A 16,672-nucleotide genomic window follows, 5' to 3' on the forward strand; every position below is an offset into this window, starting at 1 on the left:
GGGAGAATACATGGCTGCCGTCGTGCTGGGCTGGAACCCCGCCACCGCGTTTGGGGCGGGTCCAGGCCGCGCGGATTACCGTCTGGCTGCCTCCACGGTGCACGGGACCGGGCTTTTTGGCATCAGGTGGCGGGTGGGCCGCGTTCAGCGTCTGGATCCCGGAACCGATGTGTGGCTTTTCGCCCAGGGCCGGCACGGCCGCGGACTGCTGGGACATGGCGTGGTTGCGTCCGCTCCGCAGCCCGGCGCGGCCCTGCCGGCCCGGCTCGGCCTGCTGGCCGGCATCGTCTTTGATCTGCTCCTGCCACCGGGGGATGCGCTGCCCGCCGAGGGACTGGCGGAAAGCGTCCCGGACATGAACTGGAGCGCCATCCGCACCACCGGCACCGTGGTTCCGGCTCAATCCGAGTCACAGCTGCGGGCGGCCTGGACCAGGTTCCTGCGCTCCCGTCCCGTTCCGGAGGACTGGCTTGCGGCCGCGGACCCCACTCTTCCACTTCCGGGGAGCATGCCGCAGGACAGCCTCCGCACGGTGGGAATCAACCGCTATGAGTATGACCCCGACGCCGTCCGGCAGTGCGTCGCGTTCCACGGCGCTTCCTGCGCGGCATGTGGTTTATCGATGGAGCAGATTTATGGTCCGGCCGGAGCTGCCTTTGTCCAGGTGCATCACATTGTTCCGCCGGCATCCCTCTCCCCCGGCTACGTCCTGGATCCCGTGGCGGATCTGGTGCCGCTGTGTCCAAACTGCCATGCCATGGCCCACCGCGGGGTTCCGGATCCCTATACTCCCGGCGAGCTGAGGCGAATGCTCGCCGCGGCGGCCGGCCCGGCGCCCGGACCGAATCCGATCTCCGGCTCGGTTCCCACTGCCCGGGAACTGGACGCCCAGGCTGACGCGGAACGCCTTCGGGACAACCGGTAACGGCAGTGTCAGGCATGCCGCACGCAGCATTACCGGAGCCGCCATGACAGAATCGGTAGCGCCATGACCATTCCTGCCAGCACCTCAAAATCCGTCCGGGTGGACGCTTGGCTGTGGGCCATCCGCGCCTACAAGACCAGGTCCGCCGCCACTGCGGCCTGCCGCGCCGGCCATGTCAGGCTCAACGGCAATCCGGCCAAGGCCGCCCAGCCGGTCCAGCCCGGAGACACCATCCGGGTCCGCCAGCCGGGGTACGAGCGGATCCTCGAAGTCCGCCAGCTGATTGCCAAGCGGGTGGGCGCCGAGGCTGCGTCCCACTGCTTCACGGACCACACGCCGCCGCGGCCGGTGGGTCCGGCACTGGGGGTTCCGCTGCGGGACCGGGGCGCCGGGCGCCCCACCAAAAAGGACCGCCGCGAGATCGACCGGCTGCGCGGCGACCGCTAGGCCTTGGGCAGCCGCGCCTGCTGCAGCTGGTCGTCGACAAACCGCGGAGCGGCGGCAGCAATGCCGGCAAAGGCCATCACCACGGAGGAACCTGCCAGGATCACGAGCGGAAGAGTCCAGCTGTCTGTGGCCTCGTGCAGCGCACCAATGGCAAACGGCCCGGCCGCAGCCAGCAGGTACCCCACAGGCTGGCAAAACCCGGACAGTTCTGCCGTGACCCGCGGGTCCCGGGACCGTCCCGTAATCAGGGCCAGCGCCGTCGGAAAAGCGAATCCGCCAACTCCGAGCAGCAGCGCCCACAGCCAGGGCGTGGTCCCGGGCACCAGCAGCAGGCCAAGATAGCCCGCTCCGGTGGCGGCTGCCAGCGCTGCAACGTACAGCCGCAGGCCGGGGGCACGTGCCACGAGGGCGGGCATGATCAGGCCGCCGGGAATTCCCAGTGATGCGATGATGGCCATCATGGCCCCTGCCTGGGACTGGCTCAGTCCCGTGTCACGGTAAATCTGTGCCACCCAGCCGAACTGCACATAGGCGTTCATGGACTGGACGCCGAAGTACAGGCACAGCGCCACGGCGGTTACTGACGACGTCATGCGCAGCCGTCCCCGCTCCGCTGCCGGTTCGGTTCCGGCCGCACTGCCGCCGTTGGATGCGCCAGCCCCGGCGGTGGCCGGCCGGTGCCGGCCGCGGAACGCGATGACCGCCCAGGGCACCGCGGCGATCAGCGCGGCCGCGCCCCAGACGCGGAGGCTGATCTGCCAGCCGTCCTGCCCGCCCGCCGCCAGCGGAGCGGCAATCAGCAGCGGCACGGTGGCACCCACGGCCAGCGTGGTCCCGTACACGGAATTCAGCAGCGCAGTCCGCGCTCCCCCGTACCGTTTAATGAACGCCGGAACGAGGATGTTGCCCACCGCCATGCCGGCAAAGGCGAGAAACGTCAGTGCCAGGAAAACAACCGGCGAGTCCACCACGGAGCGCAGCAGAAGTCCCGCGGCGACGGCTGCCACCCCCGCGGCGATGGTTCCGTTGATACCGGTCCGCCGCGACAGCGCCACCGCCAGGGCTCCGACGACGGCGAAGGTGAGCCCCGGCAGCGCCGTCAGGACCCCGGCCAGCGTCGACCCCATCCCCAGCGCCGACCGAAGCTCGGCCAGCACCGGTCCCACCGACGTCGCGCCGGGCCGGAGGTTGACGGCAACCAGCACGACGGCGGCAGCGGCCGCCCACAGCGGCATCGTCACGGGCCGACGGCGCCTGACGGTCGATTGTTCTTTGGCTTCGCTCACGGGGACTTTCTAGCACGGGCGGCACTGAACCACCGGGTCTGCGTCACAATCGGTGGTTTTACAACCGCCGGACAGCGGCCTCTAGACGGACACAGCCCCAACGGCCGCCCTGCTGTCGCCGGTTTCCACGAACCGCTGGTGCCAGGACAGGGCTTCATCCAGCAGGTGCGGGGTGTGCTTGCCGAAACTTTCCCGGCAGGCCCGGTCGAAGTAGTCCTGAAGCAGCGGTTGGAAGTCGGGGTGCGCGCACTTATCGATGATGGTCCGTGCCCGCTGCTTGGGCGAGAGCCCGCGCAGGTCCGCGAGGCCGCGTTCGGTGACCACCAGCATGGTGTCATGCTCGGTGTGGTCAACGTGGCTGACCATGGGCACGATGCCTGAGATCTTGCCGCCCTTGGCAGTGCTTGGGGACAGGAAGGCGGAGAGGAAGCCGTTGCGGGCGAAGTCCCCCGAGCCGCCGATTCCGTTCATCATGGCGGTGCCGGCCACGTGCGTGGAGTTCACGTTGCCGTAGAGGTCAGCCTCAATCATGCCGTTCATGGCGATGCAGCCGAGCCGGCGGATCAGTTCGGGATGGTTGGAGATCTCCTGGGTGCGCAGGATGATGCGCTTGCGGTAGAACTCGATGTTGGAGTTGAACTCCTCGATGCCCGCCGGGCTCAGCGAGAAGGACGTTGCGGAGGCTACCCGAATGACGCCGTCGCGGATCAGGTGGAGCATCCCGTCCTGGATGACCTCGGTGTACGCGGTCAGCCCGGTGTAGCCGGAAGTGGCCAGCCCGCCCAGGACTGCGTTGGCAATGTTGCCCACGCCGGACTGCAGCGGCAGCAGTTTGTCGGTCAGCCGGCCGGCCTTGATCTCGTCACCGAAGAAGTCGATCAGGTGGGCGGCGATCTGCTGGGATGTTTCATCCGGTGCGGCGAAGGGGGTCATGCGGTCCGGGGCGTCGGTCTCGACGACGGCGATGACCTTTTCCGGGTCCAGCCGCAGGTAGGGCTCGCCGATCCGGTCATCGGGGTTCACCAGCATGATGGGTTTGCGGTGCGGCGGCAGCGCAGTGCCGTAGTAAACGTCATGCATGCCGTCCATGGCCGCCGCCTGCTGGACGTTGACCTCGAGAATGATTTTGTCGGCCTGCTCAATCCAGGTCTTGTTGTTACCCACGGAGGAGGACGGGATGAGGGAGCCGTCTTCGTTGATGCCCACCACCTCGATCACCGCCAAGTCCACGTGTCCGTAGAAACCGAACCAGGTGTACTGGGCCACGTGCCCCAGATGGATGTCGATGTACTCAAGTTCGCCGTCGTTGATCCGCTTCCGCAGGGTGGGATCGGACTGGTACGGCAGGCGCAGCTCCATGCCGCCGGCCTTCGCGAGCACGCCGTCGAGCTCGGGAGCCGTGGAGGCACCGGTAAGGACCTTGATTTGGAAGTCTTCGCCGCGGGCGTGCGCTTCCTCCATCTGGAGGGCCAGGGCCTGCGGCACCGCCTTGGGATAACCGGCACCGGTGAAACCGCTCATCGCCACCGTCATGCCCGGTTTGATAAGCGCAGCTGCCTGTTCGGCAGACATCCTGCGCTGCAGCAGTCCTTCGTGGTGAATGCGGTCGTGCATGGTGGCCTTTCCTTAGATGGGACCAACCAACACTATCTGCTGTGTGCCGTACCTCATATTCGGCGGTACCCGCGGGGCGCGAAGGAGCAGCGGCTGCGATTCAGTGGGAGCCAGGCACCTTTTCCCGAGGTACGGTCAGAAATCAATCCTCATAACCACCCGCCGGGGCGTCGGGTGGCTCACCTGTTCAAAGCCGGCTGCAGCGAAAATGCTGCGGCTGCCCACGTACAGCTCCCCCCAGGACGCGTTCATGCCGGGTTCAATCAGCATGGGATACCCCTCGAGTGCGGCTGCCCCGCGCTCCCGGGCGAATCCGACAGCGGCATGCGCCAGGGCATAGCTCACGCCACGGCGCCGGTATCCCGTTCGGGTCACGAAGCAGCTCACCGCCCACACGCCGTCGTCGTCACGGTCCTCCGCCCGTCCGGCCCACGGAACCCGGTGTCCCAGCAGCCTCGGGTAGGCCAGGCGGGGCTCAACCGCGCACCAGCCCACTGGTTCGTCTGAAATATAGGCGACCAGCCCGCTGGTTGGAGCATCGGGGTTGCCGCACCCGGCCTGTTCCTCCAGACGGCGCGCCCGTTCCTCGACCGGGATGCCGTACCAGCGCGAGCCTGGCACTTTGAACCACTGGCACTGGCACCGGTGCGGCTCTCCGCGCCCACCGAATACAGCCTGCAGCTCTTCCCCTGACGTCTCGTTCGCCGGGACAACCCTGATGTCATCAGCGGCGGCTGCGCTTTCACCCATGGCGGCGGGCTAGGGGTTCTGCTGCTCGGACTGCTGAATTCGCTCCAGCACGGTTTCCAGCTCCGAGCTCAGGGCTGCGAGGCGGGCCGTACTGGTCTCGACGGCGAGAGCACTAACAAGTTCGGTCTGGCGGTTCCGCAGCTGGGCGAGCGACGATGTTGATCCGTTGTTTTCCATGCTTCATCCTACAAACCGGGCCGATACACTGCCCAAGGTGACACCGCCCAAGGCGGCCCGCTCATAACAGGAGGAACCATGCCCAACACCACTGACGGCACTTTGGAAGGGTGGCTGCGCTTCCGCAGCGCCCGGAATCGGAGTCTCGGGGAGGAATATGGCTGGCTGACCCTCACGTCGCTGCACTGGTTAACTCCTGAGCCCGCAGGGCTGGAAGGCATTCCGGGTCTCTGGTCCGCAAACGAACGGGAAGCCGTTTTGTCGGCATCCGCCGCTGACCGGCTCACGCTGGTGGACGGCGGAACCGTGGTGGACGGCACCGTGACCGTTTCCCTGGCGGACGAGGAGTCGTTGCTCTGGGTGCAGTTCGGCGGCGGCAGCGGCAGCCAGGTCCAGGTGGAGCTGGCCCGTCGCGGCGGGCGATATGCCGTCCGCACCAGGGATTCGGCCGCACCGGTCTTCACCGGATTCAGGGAGGTTCCCACCTTCGATTTCCGGCCGGACTTGGTGATTGATGCACGGTTCGATGCGTATCCGGCACCCGTGGACGTACCCATCCGGACCGCCCACCCCGCCGTCGACGCCGTCCACCGGACCGTGGGTGAGCTTGTCCTGCGATTCCCCGGCACGGACAGCGACTACCGCCTGCAGGTCGCTGAGGAAGCGCCGGACCGTTTGGCGCTGACCTTTCATGATGGGACCAACAACCAAACGACCGCCGGTTGGCGCAAGGTGGTTTTTGCCGCCCCGGAGCCCGGAACGTCAGCCGTGACGGTGGATTTCAACCGGGCCGTTAACTACCCCAGTGCTTTCACGCCGTACGGGACCTGTCCCATGCCGGTGGGAAGCAACATCATCAAGGAACCCGTCGAAGCCGGCGAACAGCAACCGGCAGGATAGGAACAGTCATGACCGCTGACTCCGGCCCGTCGGCGTTCCGCCGGGTCCCGCTGACATCCACACTGCAGCGGACCCGGATTATTGCCGTTCTCCGGGGCGGCCATCCTGACCGGGCGGAGGCGGTGGCGGACATCCTCGTGGCGAACGGCATCCGGTGCCTGGAGCTGGCGATGACCACCCCGGGAGCACTGGGCACCCTCGAACGGCTGGCCGCCAGGCTCCCGGAAGACGTCGACCTTGGCATCGGAGCGGTGATGACGCCGCAGGACGTGGTGCGGGCGGCGGGAGCCGGCGCCCGGTTTATTGCGTCCCCGAATGCCGCTCCCGACGTCATCCACGCCGCCCGGAACCTGGAGGTGGCAAGCCATCCCGGGGCCATGACTCCCGGCGAAATCCACTTGGCGTGGCGGGCCGGTGCCAGCGCCGTGCGGCTGTTTCCCGCCGGTTCCCTCGGAACCGGGCATCTTGAGGACGTCCGGGCCGCGCTGCCGGACATTCCCCTGATTCCTTCCGGCTCGATCACCCTCAGCGGGACGGCCGGCTGGTTCGCTGCGGGTGCCGCCGCCGTCGTCTTCGGCCCGGAACTGCTCGGCGACGCTCTGGTTCCGGGCGGCGACCTGGACCGCCTGGCCGGGCGTGCACTTCAGGTGCGCACCAACGCGGAACGCGGCCATAATCAGGCGCCCTGATGCGGCAGCGTGCATGCCCGTGCCGATCCGCGGGATCATGGAGGTAAACCTTACGAGATTCGTCGATCGGAAATGAGACCCCATGACACTCAAAGAGCAGCTCCAGGCCGACATGAAGACCCATATGAAAGCCGGAAACCGCACCGCGCTGATGACGGTGCGCAACGTGCTCGGCGAGATTGAGACCCGGGAAAAGTCCGGAAAAACTCCGGTGGAGCTTGATGACGTGCAGGTCGTGTCGCTGCTGCAGAAGGAAGCAGCCAAGCGGCGGGACACCGCCGGAATCTACCGCGATGCCGGCGAGACGGAGCGTGCGGACGCTGAGGTCGCTGAAGCCGAAATCATCGAGGCTTACCTGCCGGCCCCGCTGACCGCCGCTGATGTGCTGGCCATTGTGGATGAGGTCATCGCAGATCTCTCCGCCGCCGGCACTGAACTGTCGATGCGCCAGATGGGCGCCGTGATGAAGCCGGTAACTGCCAAGGTGGCGGGGCGCTTTGACGGCAAGGCCGTCAGCGAGATTGTCCGCAGCCGCCTCGCCTAGCCAGCGCTCCCGGTAGGACCGCCAGGCGGGTGGTTCTACCGGGCGGCCGCCGGCGGCACGGGGTTGCCGGCCCCGGCGGGCGCCACGAAGGCAGTGGCTGTGTTGGGGGCAATCTCGGTCATGCCGGCGTCCACGATCAGCGGCCCGGCACCGGCTGTGGCGGCGAGCGCCTTGAACTCGGCCCCCGCTGCGGCCCGGACGGACACCGGGCTGCCGTCAGCGCACCACGCGTCCTGCTCCTGCCCGGACAGCGTCAGATACCAGGCGAGCAGGGCATGCGCGGCCTGCGCCCCGGCCTTGCCGGTGGACATCTCCAGGTCCGCGTTCACCACCACCACCGGGGCACCCGGAAGTCCCGGCACCGGGTCGTCGTCGGGCAGCTGGGTCCCCGAGACCTGCAACGCGCGCACGGCCTTGGGCATGTCCTCATAGGTCACCGGTTCAAAGGCCAGTGCCTGTGCCCGGCCGACGACGACGGTGCCCGACGGCGCATGGGCCGCCAGCTTGGCAAAGGCCTTGGGGCTCGCCCGGCGGACGGTCTTGGTGAAACGGCCGTACACCCAGTTCTCCCAGGCTCCATCGTCTTCCCGCCGCGCATAGGCGCTCACGCTGGCCGCTGCGGCGGCTGCCACTGCGTCATAGTGGGCCGCGGGGTCTTCCTTATCGACGAGCAGGACGATCGGCTGGACAGTGTCGCTGGGTTGCATGTCTCCAGTTTTTCACGGCGGGGACAATTCACCCCTCACACGGACTGCCCGGCGTAATTCCGCCGGAATCGAAGCGTGACCAGTTCAAAGGGCCTCAGCTCCTGCACCTAGAGGACGACGGCGGCGGTCATCTCGCGCACGAAGGCCTCAGTTTCGGCGGCGTTGCGGAAACCGTAGGACACTTCGCGCACTGCCTCCTCGCGGCTGGCCGGAACGGCGTGATACTTGACGGCGTCGAAGTTCCCGGGGTCGGTGACCGGCTGGACCAGCGGCCGGTGGTTCAGGTGCGGAAACTGGCGAAGGGTCGGATCAATCCGCCACTGCTGCGTTTCGATCCAGAAGTGGTCGCCCATTCCGGAGGATCCGCTGGCCACCCGGATGTCCTCGATCCCCGCACCGGCCATCAGCCACGCCAAAGTGAAGGAAGCCGGCGCGCCAAGGCCGGAGCCGTAAGGAATGTGACCCTCTGCCACCGCCGCTGTCTGCTCTGCAAGGCGGGTTGCTTCCTGAAGGCTGAGTGATCGCATGCTTCCATGTTCCCAGCCCGATGCGCAGAGTACCTATTTCACGGCCCGCAGGCGGCTGTCCCCTGCCTCTGCGCCGATGGCGGCGGTACCGTTGAACCATGACCGACCGGGAAACCCATCAGCGGCACAGCTCCCATCCAACCGGCGCCATCCGGACCATTCCGTCCGGCAAAAAGGCCGACGCGCTGTGGTCCTCGATGGAACGGGAGGACGGCCTGTACACCATCCTCGAAGCCGCCCAGCGTCTGGGGTTTGGCTACGGCCCTAACCTCCGGGCTTCCCGGCTGACCGGTAAGGGCCGGGTCCTGGCTGTGAGGCGCGGCGGACGATTCCTGTATCCGGGGTTCCAGTTTGATGTGCCCGGCGGCCGGATGATTCCGCCCGTCAAGGACGTTATCCGGCTTGGCCGGTGGATGGGTTGGACCGATGAACAGGTCGCGCTGTGGTTTTACACGCCCAACAACTCGCTGCAGGGCAAGCGTCCCGTCGATGTCCGTCATGACGAGGAAAAGCTGATCAGCACCGCCGAGAAGGACATCGCCGGCGTTTCCTGAGATCTGGCCGCCGGAACCCCGGACCGCCGGAAACGCCGGCCCGGTTACACGAACTGGTAAAGCAGTGCCGCCATGCCAAAGCCCACCAGGGAGAGCACTGTTTCCAGGACAGTCCACGTTTTCAGGGTGTCCTTGACCGAGAGGTTGAAGAACTTGGCTATGATCCAGAAACCTCCGTCGTTGACGTGGCTGGCGATGATCGAGCCCGAGGAAATCGCCATCACGATGAGGGCCAGCTGCGGCTGGGAGTAATCCCCTGCAAGCAGGCTGGGTGCCAGAATTCCACCGGTGGTAACAATGGCCACGGTGGCGGATCCTTGGGCGATGCGCATGCCGGCGCTGATGACGAAGGCCGAAACCAGGAGCGGCAGCCCTGCCGCGGCGAGGGATTCCGCAACGGCCGCTCCCACACCGGTTGCGGTGAGGACGGCTCCGAAGAACGCTCCGGCTCCAACCACCAGCAGGATCATGCCAACGGGACGCAGGGATGAGGAAGTCAGTTCAGAGAGTTCCATGGATGTCATGCCGCGGCGGATGCCCAGCAGCCACATGGAGATCAGAACGGCCACCGTCAGTGCGACGGCGGGATTGCCGAAGAACTGCAGGACCGATCCCACAGGACCGTCCGGCAGGAAGATGTTGCCGAAGGTACCTCCGAGGATCAGCAGCATGGGCAGTCCAATGCAGGCGAGCACGGTGGACAGGGCCGGGCCGCCCAGCTTCTTGGCATCGTCGGATTCAGGAATAATGCGGTCTTCCGGAACGGTGATGTAGATCCGTTTGCCGATCCAGGTTCCCCACAGGATGCCTGAGGCAAACCAGGCGGGAATGCCGCATGCCAGGCCCATGATGATAATCCAGCCCAGTTCCACCTGGAGCAGGCCGGCGGCAGCAACCGGACCCGGGTGCGGCGGCAGGAAGGCGTGCGTCACCGAGAGTCCGGCGAGCAGCGGCAGTGCATAGAGGAGCAGGGACTTCCCGCCCTGGACGGCGGCCACGTAGACCAGCGGCGCGAGCACGAAGATGCCGATGTCAAAGAACACGGGGATGCCCAGCACAAAGCCGGTGATACCCATTGCCAGCGGGGTTCCCTTTTCCCCGAAGAGTTTCACGAGCCGGCCCAGCAGGACCTCGGCTCCGCCGGACCGTTCAAGGATGGCACCCAGGACGGTGCCCAATCCGATGATCACGGTGATGTGGCCAAGGATTCCAGCGAACCCCTTTTCGATCAGGGCGTCACTGCTCTTGGTTGCCGTGCCCACCAGATCGTCCACCGGCACGCCGCCGGCCAGTGCCACGAGAATTCCGGTGCCGACCAGGGCGATGAAGGGCTCCAGCTTGAGTTTGATAATCAGGAACAGGAGCAGCGTGATGCCCGCGCCGGCGAGGAGCAGGAGGCCTGCCGTGTCATTGCGCAGCCAGGTAAGGAAATCGATCATGAAAGACTTTCTGGTGAGACCTTGGAGGGGTGGCGGGAAAAGATCCGGGCGTCAGCCCAGTGCGCGGATGAAGCCGGCGGCGCGGGCCGTGATGTCGGCCCAGTCCCCCGCCTGCACCGCCGCCGGTGGCACCACGCTGGTGCCGCAGCACACCGCCGCGGCTCCCGCCGACAGGTAGCTGCCGGCGTTCTGGTCATTAATTCCGCCCGAAGGGAGCAGTGCGATCCCCGGGTACGGGCCCTGGAGGTCCGAAAGATACGAAGGCCCAAATTGCCGTGCCGGGAAAATCTTCACGGCCGCCGAGCCAAGGTCCAGGGCCTGCGCCACCTCTGTGGGCGTCATCGCGCCAAGGCTGAAGGGGATCCCGGCTGCGGTTGCCACGGCGGCCACCTCCGGGCGCAGTCCGGGAGTCACCAGGAACTGCGCGCCTGCATCGATGGCAGCCCGGGCCTGGTCTGCTGTCAGCACGGTGCCGATCCCGACGACGGCGCCGTGGCTGGCGGCCGTGTCCGCTGCGCGGCGCAGGTGGGTCAGGACATCGGGAATGGTGAAGGTCAGTTCCACGGTACGGATGCCGCCGCCCGCCAGCGCCTGGCACAGGGCTTCAGCGTCGGGAAGCGCCTGCGTCCGGACGACGGCGAGCGTTCGGTCTTCACGGAGTTGGAGGATGAAGTTCTCAGGAGTCACGGGGATCTGTGCTTTCTGTCCGGGTCTTGCCATCGGGTTGGCGGCGGAGGGCCCTCCCGGCGCGCGCACCGGTGGGTTTCCCTTCATCGATCGCCGCTGTTCCGTTGACAAAGACGCAGTGGATGCCCGCGGCGGCTTGCCGGGGCTGGTCAAAGGTTGCTCGGTCGCTGATCGTGTCCGGGTCAAAGAGCACGAGGTCGGCTGCGTAGCCTTCACGGATCAGCCCGCGGCGGTCCAGCTTGAGTCGGGCCGCCGGCCGGCCCGTTAGGTGATGAACGGTTTCTTCGAGGCTCAACAGTCCCAATTCGCGCCTGTAGCGGCCAAGGAACCGGGGGAAGGTGCCCCAGGACCGGGGATGGGGTTTGTCCCCAACCAGGATTCCGTCGCTGCCGCCGGTGTGTGCGCGGTGCATCATGATTTCCCGGACGTTCTCTTCATGGCCGACGTGCTGCAGGATCCCGGTGCCCAAGCTGTCGGTGCGCAGGATATGCGTAAAGACGTCGAAGGGGGCCGTGCCGGATTCCGCGGCGATCTGCGCAATCGTCTTGCCGATGCAGTTGGCCAGCGCGGGGTTCCGCACGCCGCTGATTTCCAGGGTGTCCCACTCCGCAACTACTCCGTGACAGCCGTCGGAGCCGTAAACCTCGACGTTTTCGCGGATCCGTTCCAGTGCGGACGGATCGGACAGCCGCTGCAGGGTCGCTGCCGTTCCGCCCGAAGAAGCCCAGCTGGGCAGGATTGCCGAGAGGGTGGTGGCGCCGGGAAGGTAGGGGTACGTGTCCAGGGTGATGTCCACGCCGCTGTCCAGCGCCTGGTCGATCAGGTCCAGAAGCTCCCCCGCGCGGCCCTTGTTCTCGGCGAAGTTCATGGTGGCATGGGACAGGTGCAGTGCACAGCCCGTGTCCCGGCTCAGGTCAATCATTTCGGCGTAGGCAGACAGGGCGTCTTTTCCATAGGAGCGGTGGTGCGGGGCATAAAAGCCGCCGAGGTGCGCCACTGCCCGGCACAGTGCGGCCAGCTCCTTCGTGTCCGCGTACATCCCGGGTGTGTAGGTCAGTCCGGAGGACATCCCCACCGCCCCTTCCATCAGGCCGGTCCTGATGACTTCCTGCATCTGCTCCAGCTGGGCCGCTGTGGGTTTCCCCTCCGTGAAGCCCATGACCAGCGCCCGGACCGTTCCCTGCGGCACCAGATAAGCGGCATTGGTGGCGATCCGGCCCCCGGGACCGGGGGCGTCAAGGCGGTCCAGGTACTCGCCCACCGTCCGCCAGTCGTAGGTGAATCCCTCGGGGTCATCGTTCCAGCCGGCTATTTTCTGCCGCATCCCCTCGAGGGTCACCTCGTCCACCGGCGCATAGGACATGCCGTCCTGGCCCAGCAGCTCGGTGGTCACGCCCTGGCTCAATTTTGCGTAGTGCCCGGGCTCCGCCAGCAACTGCAGGTCGGAGTGGGCGTGCATATCGATGAAACCGGGGCTCAGGACCAGGCCTGAGGCGTCGATGATTCGTGCTGTTTCATAGCGTGAGGGGGCCAGGGAGCCGACGGGCGCCACCGCAGCGATCACGGTCCCTTCCACCAGGACGTCCGCTGCGCGTCGCGGTTCCCCTGTCCCATCCACCACCGTGGCGTTGCTGATCAGCGTGTTCATGGACATCAGCTCCTAAAAAAACGTGTGGACAAGGTCAACAACTGTTGGGTCCTGATCCGTGTCCGCCAGCACTGGAATCAGCGTCCATTTGTCCAGGGCGGTGCAGGGATGCGACAGACCCAGCCGGACAACGTCTCCCATTCGAATCTCCAACGCGGGGTCATAGGCCAGGAAGCAGTGCTGATCATTGACCGCGGTGATGGTCGCCTTCAGGGGCCGCATGGGCTCACCCAGCCCCGCACCAATCAGCTGCGGCTCCGGCAGGCCTTCGTCCACGGGGAAATCACGCTTGCCACCGTCAAGGATCGCCAACCCGGGCTCAGGCAGTGAAACCACCCGGGCCCACCCATGCATCCCGGCGGCGAGGGGTGCTGCGCCGCTGCGCGAGAAGGGGGAGATCCCCCGGTAGAAGCCGTCGTCGTGGACGAGGTAAGCGCCGCTGCGGATCATCAGCCGTACTGCCGGGCCACCCTTCGTTTCAGCTCCGGTGACGCAGGGGGAAAGGACATCAACCACCTCGTCGAAGTACGCGCTTCCGCCGGCGGTCAGGATGACGTCCGCGCCGTCGCCGTACAGATTCTCCTCAAGCAAAGCCGTGTGCAGAACGGCCATCTGCCCCAGATACTCCCGTACGGCAGCCAAACCGGAGGGGTCCGCGGTATGCGCCAGTGCACCTTCATAACCGCTGACCCCCACCAGCCGCAGAAAAGGCGACCGTGCCACGGCCCGGGCCACCTGCTGCGCAGCCCCAACGCTCCGGGCACCCGTCCGTCCACCGTGGCCGCCCAGCTCCACCAGGACATCCAGAACCGCGGTGCTGCCGGCGGCCGAGAGTACCCGGCCAATACGTTCAACGGTTTCTTCGGCGTCCACCCACGAGAGCACAGGGCGGCCGGCGGCTGTTTCTTCGGCAACCCAGCTAATGGCCTGTGGGTCGGTGAGGCTGTTGGCCAGCTGAAGCCTGCGGACGCCAAAGGCCCGCGCCACGCGAAGCTGCGCGAAGTTGGCCAGCGTGATTCCCCAGGCTCCGCGCTGCAGCTGCTCGGCCCAGAGCTGGGGTGCCATGGTGGTCTTGCCGTGCGGTGCCAGCAGCACTCCGCGTTCTGCGCACCAGTGTGCCAGCCGGTCAAGATTGTGATGCACAGCAGCACGGTCAAGCGTCAGCAGCGGTGTGGAAAAGCTTGCCAGGGTGGGATGCGCGGCCACGAAGGATCCGGCAGTTTCTCCTGAGGCCGAGACGGGAGCCGCTTTGTACCGCCAATCCAGGACGGCATTCTGCAAGGCGGCGACGGCGTCGGTGTCAATGTCGCGGTCGATGGCTGAGGATGAGGCCATTGCGTCAGTCCCTTCAAAGGTGGGCGCCCAAACGCAGGTGACCACATTGCGGATATTGCAACGCTCGTTGCAAACTCGATGGTGATATGTCTAACATGGTGGTCATTCGGGAGTCAAAAGGTGCGGTCAGCGGCGCCCGTCACATGGCTCGGGAGTCCGCGTCCGCCGCGGCCGGCATCACGTCGAGCGCCCTCAGAAGAGAACAGGAAACACATGCTGTCAGCCGTATGCGTCGGTGAGTCAATGGCCGTATTGACACCCGCACGGGCGCTGCCCCTTGACCAAGCGGACACCCTGCGGGTTGGGGTGGGCGGCGCCGAATCCAATGTCGCCATTGGGCTGGCCGCGCACGGGGTCACCACTCACTGGATCGGCAGGGTGGGAGAAGACGGGTTCGGCACCCGGATCCTGGATGAACTGCAGAATCACGGCGTGGGGATCTCGGGCGTGGAGCTGGATCCCGTCCGGAACACCGGCGTTTACGTGAAGATAGCCGCCCAGCCGTCCGGCCCCCGCACCGGCAGCAGCTCCGTGCTGTACTACCGCAAGGGTTCGGCGGCCGCCGCCATGAGTCCTGAGCTCCTCGCCTCGCCCGCCGCGGCCCGGCTCATCGGCGATGCGCAGCTCATCCATCTGAGCGGCATCACGCCAGCGCTTTCCGCCGACTGCCTGGACTTGTGCCGCGCCATCCTCACCGCGCCGCGGGAGGGCAGGACCATCAGCTTCGACGTCAACTGGCGCAAATCCCTCTGGGCCGGGCAGGACCACAGCGTCCTGCCCGAATTAGCCAACCTTGCCGATGTCGTACTGGTAGGCAGTGATGAGGCGGAACATGCCTTCGGCACCAGCGATGAGGAAGAAATGCGGAGCCTCCTGCCGGACCCGGAGGTACTGGTCATCAAGAACGATGCCATTAGCGCCATAACCCTGAACCGTTCCGGTGTGCGCGAGGAAGTGCCGGCACTTTCCGTGGACGTCGTCGAGCCTGTGGGTGCCGGTGACGCGTTTGCCGCAGGGTACCTCAGCGGCATGCTTTCCGGCCTCGATCCCAAGGCGAGCCTGCGGCGCGGGCACCTTAGTGCAGCCTGCACCCTGACTGTCCGGGGAGACCGCGGGCCCCTGCCGGGCGCGGATGTCCAGGCGGCGCTTGAGCAGAGCAGCGATGCCCACTGGCTGCAAACGCACGTCGCCGCCGGTCGGATCACGTCACCTGCCCTTGATAACCTTGCAGGTTCCATTTCCCTTCCCCTCGAAAAGGCGGACACGTGAGCCAAAGCCTGATGCGCGCCATGGACTTGCTGGGCGAACTTGCCGAAAAGCCGCAGACCCTGGATGAGCTGGCGTCCCGCGCATCCGTGCATAAAACAACGATCATGCGGCTCCTCCATGCCATGGAGGAGACGCGGTTTGTCACCCGGGACCGGGAGCAGCGGTTCCATCTGGGGTCCAAGCTCTTCGAGCTTTCCTCCCTGGCCCTGGAACAGCGTGATATCCGCGCCGCCGCACGCCCTCATCTTGCCGAGCTGAACACCCGCACCGGCCACACCGTGCACCTTGCGGCGTTTGAGGGCAGCGACGTCGTCTACGTGGATAAGTTTGAGTCCCGGCACCCGGTGCGGATGTACTCACGGATCGGGTTGACGGCCGCCCTGCACTCAGCGGCGGTTGCCAAAGTCCTGCTGGCGGACCTGCCGCGCAGCGAGCAGGAGCACATCGCCGGCGGACTGGACTACGTCCGGATGACAGATAACACGCTGACCGACCCGCAGGCGCTTCTGGCCGAACTTGAGCGGGTCAAGACCCAGGGGTGGGCCCATGACAACGCCGAGCACGAGTCCTTTGTGCATTGCATCGCTGCCCCCATCCGTGATGTCCGCGGCGTTGTGGTGGCCGCAGCGTCACTGTCGATCCCCATCGTCATGCTGGACTACGACGGCTTGCTGAACCTGCTTCCCGACCTTAAAGCCTGTACCGAGGCCATTTCAGCGGACCTCGGCTGGACCAACCCTGAAAGGGACAATAAATGAGTGAAAAGACCGTTGTACTGACAGACCAGGCTCCGGCCCCCGCCCATGTGTTTTCGCAGGGGGTGCGGAAAGGCGGTTTCTTCCAGGTGTCCGGACAGGGCCCCATGGATCCGGCGACCAACCAGTACATTGGCGAGGGAGACGTCCGCACCCAGACGCGCCGAACCCTGGAAAACGTTAAGGCGATCCTCGAAGCAGGCGGGTCCTCCGTTGAGGATGTCCTGATGTTCCGCGTCTATCTGACCACCCGCGATGATTTCCCCGCGATGAACGAGGTTTACGGTGAGTTCATCAGGGAGAACGTCCCCAGCGGAGCGCTGCCCAGCCGCACCACGGTCTTCGTGGATCTTCCGCACGAAGTAATGCTGGTGGAGATCGACGCGCTGGCTGTCACAGCCTAAGTGCGCTGCTGGCCG

General features: G+C 66.2%; 19 protein-coding genes. 9 read left to right on the top strand and 10 right to left on the bottom strand.

Annotation, left to right across the window (positions count from 1 at the left end; translation table 11 throughout):
- Positions 1-10: 10 nt before the first annotated feature.
- Both AAE021_RS13370 and AAE021_RS13375 read left to right on the top strand, forming a co-directional pair.
- Entirely contained in the window at positions 11-925 is a 915-nt protein-coding gene (locus tag AAE021_RS13370) for a restriction endonuclease (protein WP_342022831.1), read from the top strand.
- A gap of 63 nt (positions 926-988) precedes the next feature.
- Positions 989-1,372, top strand: coding sequence for an RNA-binding S4 domain-containing protein (locus AAE021_RS13375; protein WP_341395706.1), 384 nt, complete (start codon positions 989-991; stop codon positions 1,370-1,372).
- Here the strand turns inward: AAE021_RS13375 and AAE021_RS13380 are convergent.
- The 4 genes from AAE021_RS13380 to AAE021_RS13395 all read right to left on the bottom strand — a co-directional run bounded on the left by AAE021_RS13380 (position 1,369) and on the right by AAE021_RS13395 (position 5,199).
- Positions 1,369-2,658: an MFS transporter gene (locus tag AAE021_RS13380; RefSeq protein ID WP_342022832.1), complete on the bottom strand. Its 1,290-nt coding sequence runs from the start codon at positions 2,656-2,658 to the stop codon at positions 1,369-1,371. The two genes, AAE021_RS13375 and AAE021_RS13380, sit on opposite strands and share 4 nt — an antisense overlap.
- An 81-nt stretch (positions 2,659-2,739) precedes the next feature.
- Positions 2,740-4,272 (bottom strand): acetyl-CoA hydrolase/transferase family protein, encoded by a 1,533-nt coding sequence (locus tag AAE021_RS13385; RefSeq protein ID WP_342022833.1) that lies wholly within the window; start codon positions 4,270-4,272, stop codon positions 2,740-2,742.
- A gap of 135 nt (positions 4,273-4,407) precedes the next feature.
- Positions 4,408-5,022 (bottom strand): GNAT family N-acetyltransferase, encoded by a 615-nt coding sequence (locus AAE021_RS13390; protein ID WP_342022834.1) that lies wholly within the window; start codon positions 5,020-5,022, stop codon positions 4,408-4,410.
- Between the two features lie 9 nt (positions 5,023-5,031).
- Positions 5,032-5,199: a hypothetical protein gene (locus AAE021_RS13395; RefSeq protein ID WP_342022835.1), complete on the bottom strand. Its 168-nt coding sequence runs from the start codon at positions 5,197-5,199 to the stop codon at positions 5,032-5,034.
- 78 nt (positions 5,200-5,277) lie between these two features.
- Between AAE021_RS13395 and AAE021_RS13400 the strand changes: the two genes are divergently transcribed.
- The 3 genes from AAE021_RS13400 (at position 5,278) to AAE021_RS13410 (ending at position 7,332) form a co-directional block, all read left to right on the top strand.
- Positions 5,278-6,099: a DUF1684 domain-containing protein gene (locus tag AAE021_RS13400; protein WP_342022836.1), complete on the top strand. Its 822-nt coding sequence runs from the start codon at positions 5,278-5,280 to the stop codon at positions 6,097-6,099.
- Between the two features lie 8 nt (positions 6,100-6,107).
- Complete coding sequence (locus AAE021_RS13405; RefSeq protein WP_342022837.1) at positions 6,108-6,788, top strand: bifunctional 4-hydroxy-2-oxoglutarate aldolase/2-dehydro-3-deoxy-phosphogluconate aldolase; 681 nt, start codon at positions 6,108-6,110, stop codon at positions 6,786-6,788.
- Between the two features lie 82 nt (positions 6,789-6,870).
- Positions 6,871-7,332: a GatB/YqeY domain-containing protein gene (locus AAE021_RS13410; protein WP_342022838.1), complete on the top strand. Its 462-nt coding sequence runs from the start codon at positions 6,871-6,873 to the stop codon at positions 7,330-7,332.
- A gap of 35 nt (positions 7,333-7,367) precedes the next feature.
- Here the strand turns inward: AAE021_RS13410 and AAE021_RS13415 are convergent, their stop codons facing one another.
- Positions 7,368-8,039, bottom strand: a complete 672-nt coding sequence (locus tag AAE021_RS13415; RefSeq protein WP_342022839.1) for an aminoacyl-tRNA hydrolase — start codon at positions 8,037-8,039, stop codon at positions 7,368-7,370.
- 107 nt (positions 8,040-8,146) lie between these two features.
- Positions 8,147-8,566 carry a hypothetical protein gene (locus AAE021_RS13420; RefSeq protein ID WP_342022840.1) on the bottom strand — a complete coding sequence of 140 codons (420 nt, stop codon included), beginning with the start codon at positions 8,564-8,566 and terminating at the stop codon, positions 8,147-8,149.
- A gap of 98 nt (positions 8,567-8,664) precedes the next feature.
- Between AAE021_RS13420 and AAE021_RS13425 the strand changes: the two genes are divergently transcribed.
- Positions 8,665-9,120: a hypothetical protein gene (locus AAE021_RS13425; protein ID WP_342022841.1), complete on the top strand. Its 456-nt coding sequence runs from the start codon at positions 8,665-8,667 to the stop codon at positions 9,118-9,120.
- 44 nt (positions 9,121-9,164) lie between these two features.
- Here AAE021_RS13425 and AAE021_RS13430 read toward each other — a convergent pair whose 3' ends face one another.
- From AAE021_RS13430 to AAE021_RS13445, 4 genes are read right to left on the bottom strand one after another with little or no spacing between them, the layout of a single operon-like run.
- The gene (locus AAE021_RS13430) at positions 9,165-10,559 is read right to left on the bottom strand and encodes a gluconate:H+ symporter (protein WP_342022842.1); all 1,395 of its coding nucleotides are present in this window, start codon (positions 10,557-10,559) and stop codon (positions 9,165-9,167) included.
- Positions 10,560-10,610: 51 nt separating this feature from the next.
- On the bottom strand, positions 10,611-11,246 hold the full coding sequence (locus tag AAE021_RS13435; RefSeq protein WP_342022843.1) for a bifunctional 4-hydroxy-2-oxoglutarate aldolase/2-dehydro-3-deoxy-phosphogluconate aldolase: 636 nt from the start codon (positions 11,244-11,246) through the stop codon (positions 10,611-10,613).
- The gene (locus AAE021_RS13440) at positions 11,236-12,894 is read right to left on the bottom strand and encodes a D-aminoacylase (protein ID WP_342022844.1); all 1,659 of its coding nucleotides are present in this window, start codon (positions 12,892-12,894) and stop codon (positions 11,236-11,238) included. Before AAE021_RS13440 ends, AAE021_RS13435 begins: the two co-directional genes overlap by 11 nt.
- Positions 12,895-12,906: 12 nt before the next feature.
- Complete coding sequence (locus tag AAE021_RS13445) at positions 12,907-14,229, bottom strand: amino acid deaminase (protein WP_342022845.1); 1,323 nt, start codon at positions 14,227-14,229, stop codon at positions 12,907-12,909.
- A gap of 243 nt (positions 14,230-14,472) precedes the next feature.
- Here AAE021_RS13445 and AAE021_RS13450 point away from each other — a divergent pair, with 243 nt between their 5' ends.
- The 3 genes from AAE021_RS13450 to AAE021_RS13460 are packed head-to-tail and all read left to right on the top strand — an operon-like array spanning position 14,473 to position 16,657.
- Positions 14,473-15,498, top strand: coding sequence for a sugar kinase (locus AAE021_RS13450; protein WP_342022846.1), 1,026 nt, complete (start codon positions 14,473-14,475; stop codon positions 15,496-15,498).
- Complete coding sequence (locus AAE021_RS13455; protein WP_425362401.1) at positions 15,495-16,256, top strand: IclR family transcriptional regulator; 762 nt, start codon at positions 15,495-15,497, stop codon at positions 16,254-16,256. The genes AAE021_RS13450 and AAE021_RS13455 overlap by 4 nt, the downstream gene beginning before the upstream one ends.
- Entirely contained in the window at positions 16,253-16,657 is a 405-nt protein-coding gene (locus AAE021_RS13460; RefSeq protein ID WP_342022847.1) for a RidA family protein, read from the top strand. Before AAE021_RS13455 ends, AAE021_RS13460 begins: the two co-directional genes overlap by 4 nt.
- Positions 16,658-16,672: the final 15 nt, after the last annotated feature.

Origin of the sequence: Arthrobacter citreus (assembly GCF_038405225.1) — a bacterium.
GTDB lineage: Bacteria > Actinomycetota > Actinomycetes > Actinomycetales > Micrococcaceae > Arthrobacter_B > Arthrobacter_B citreus_A.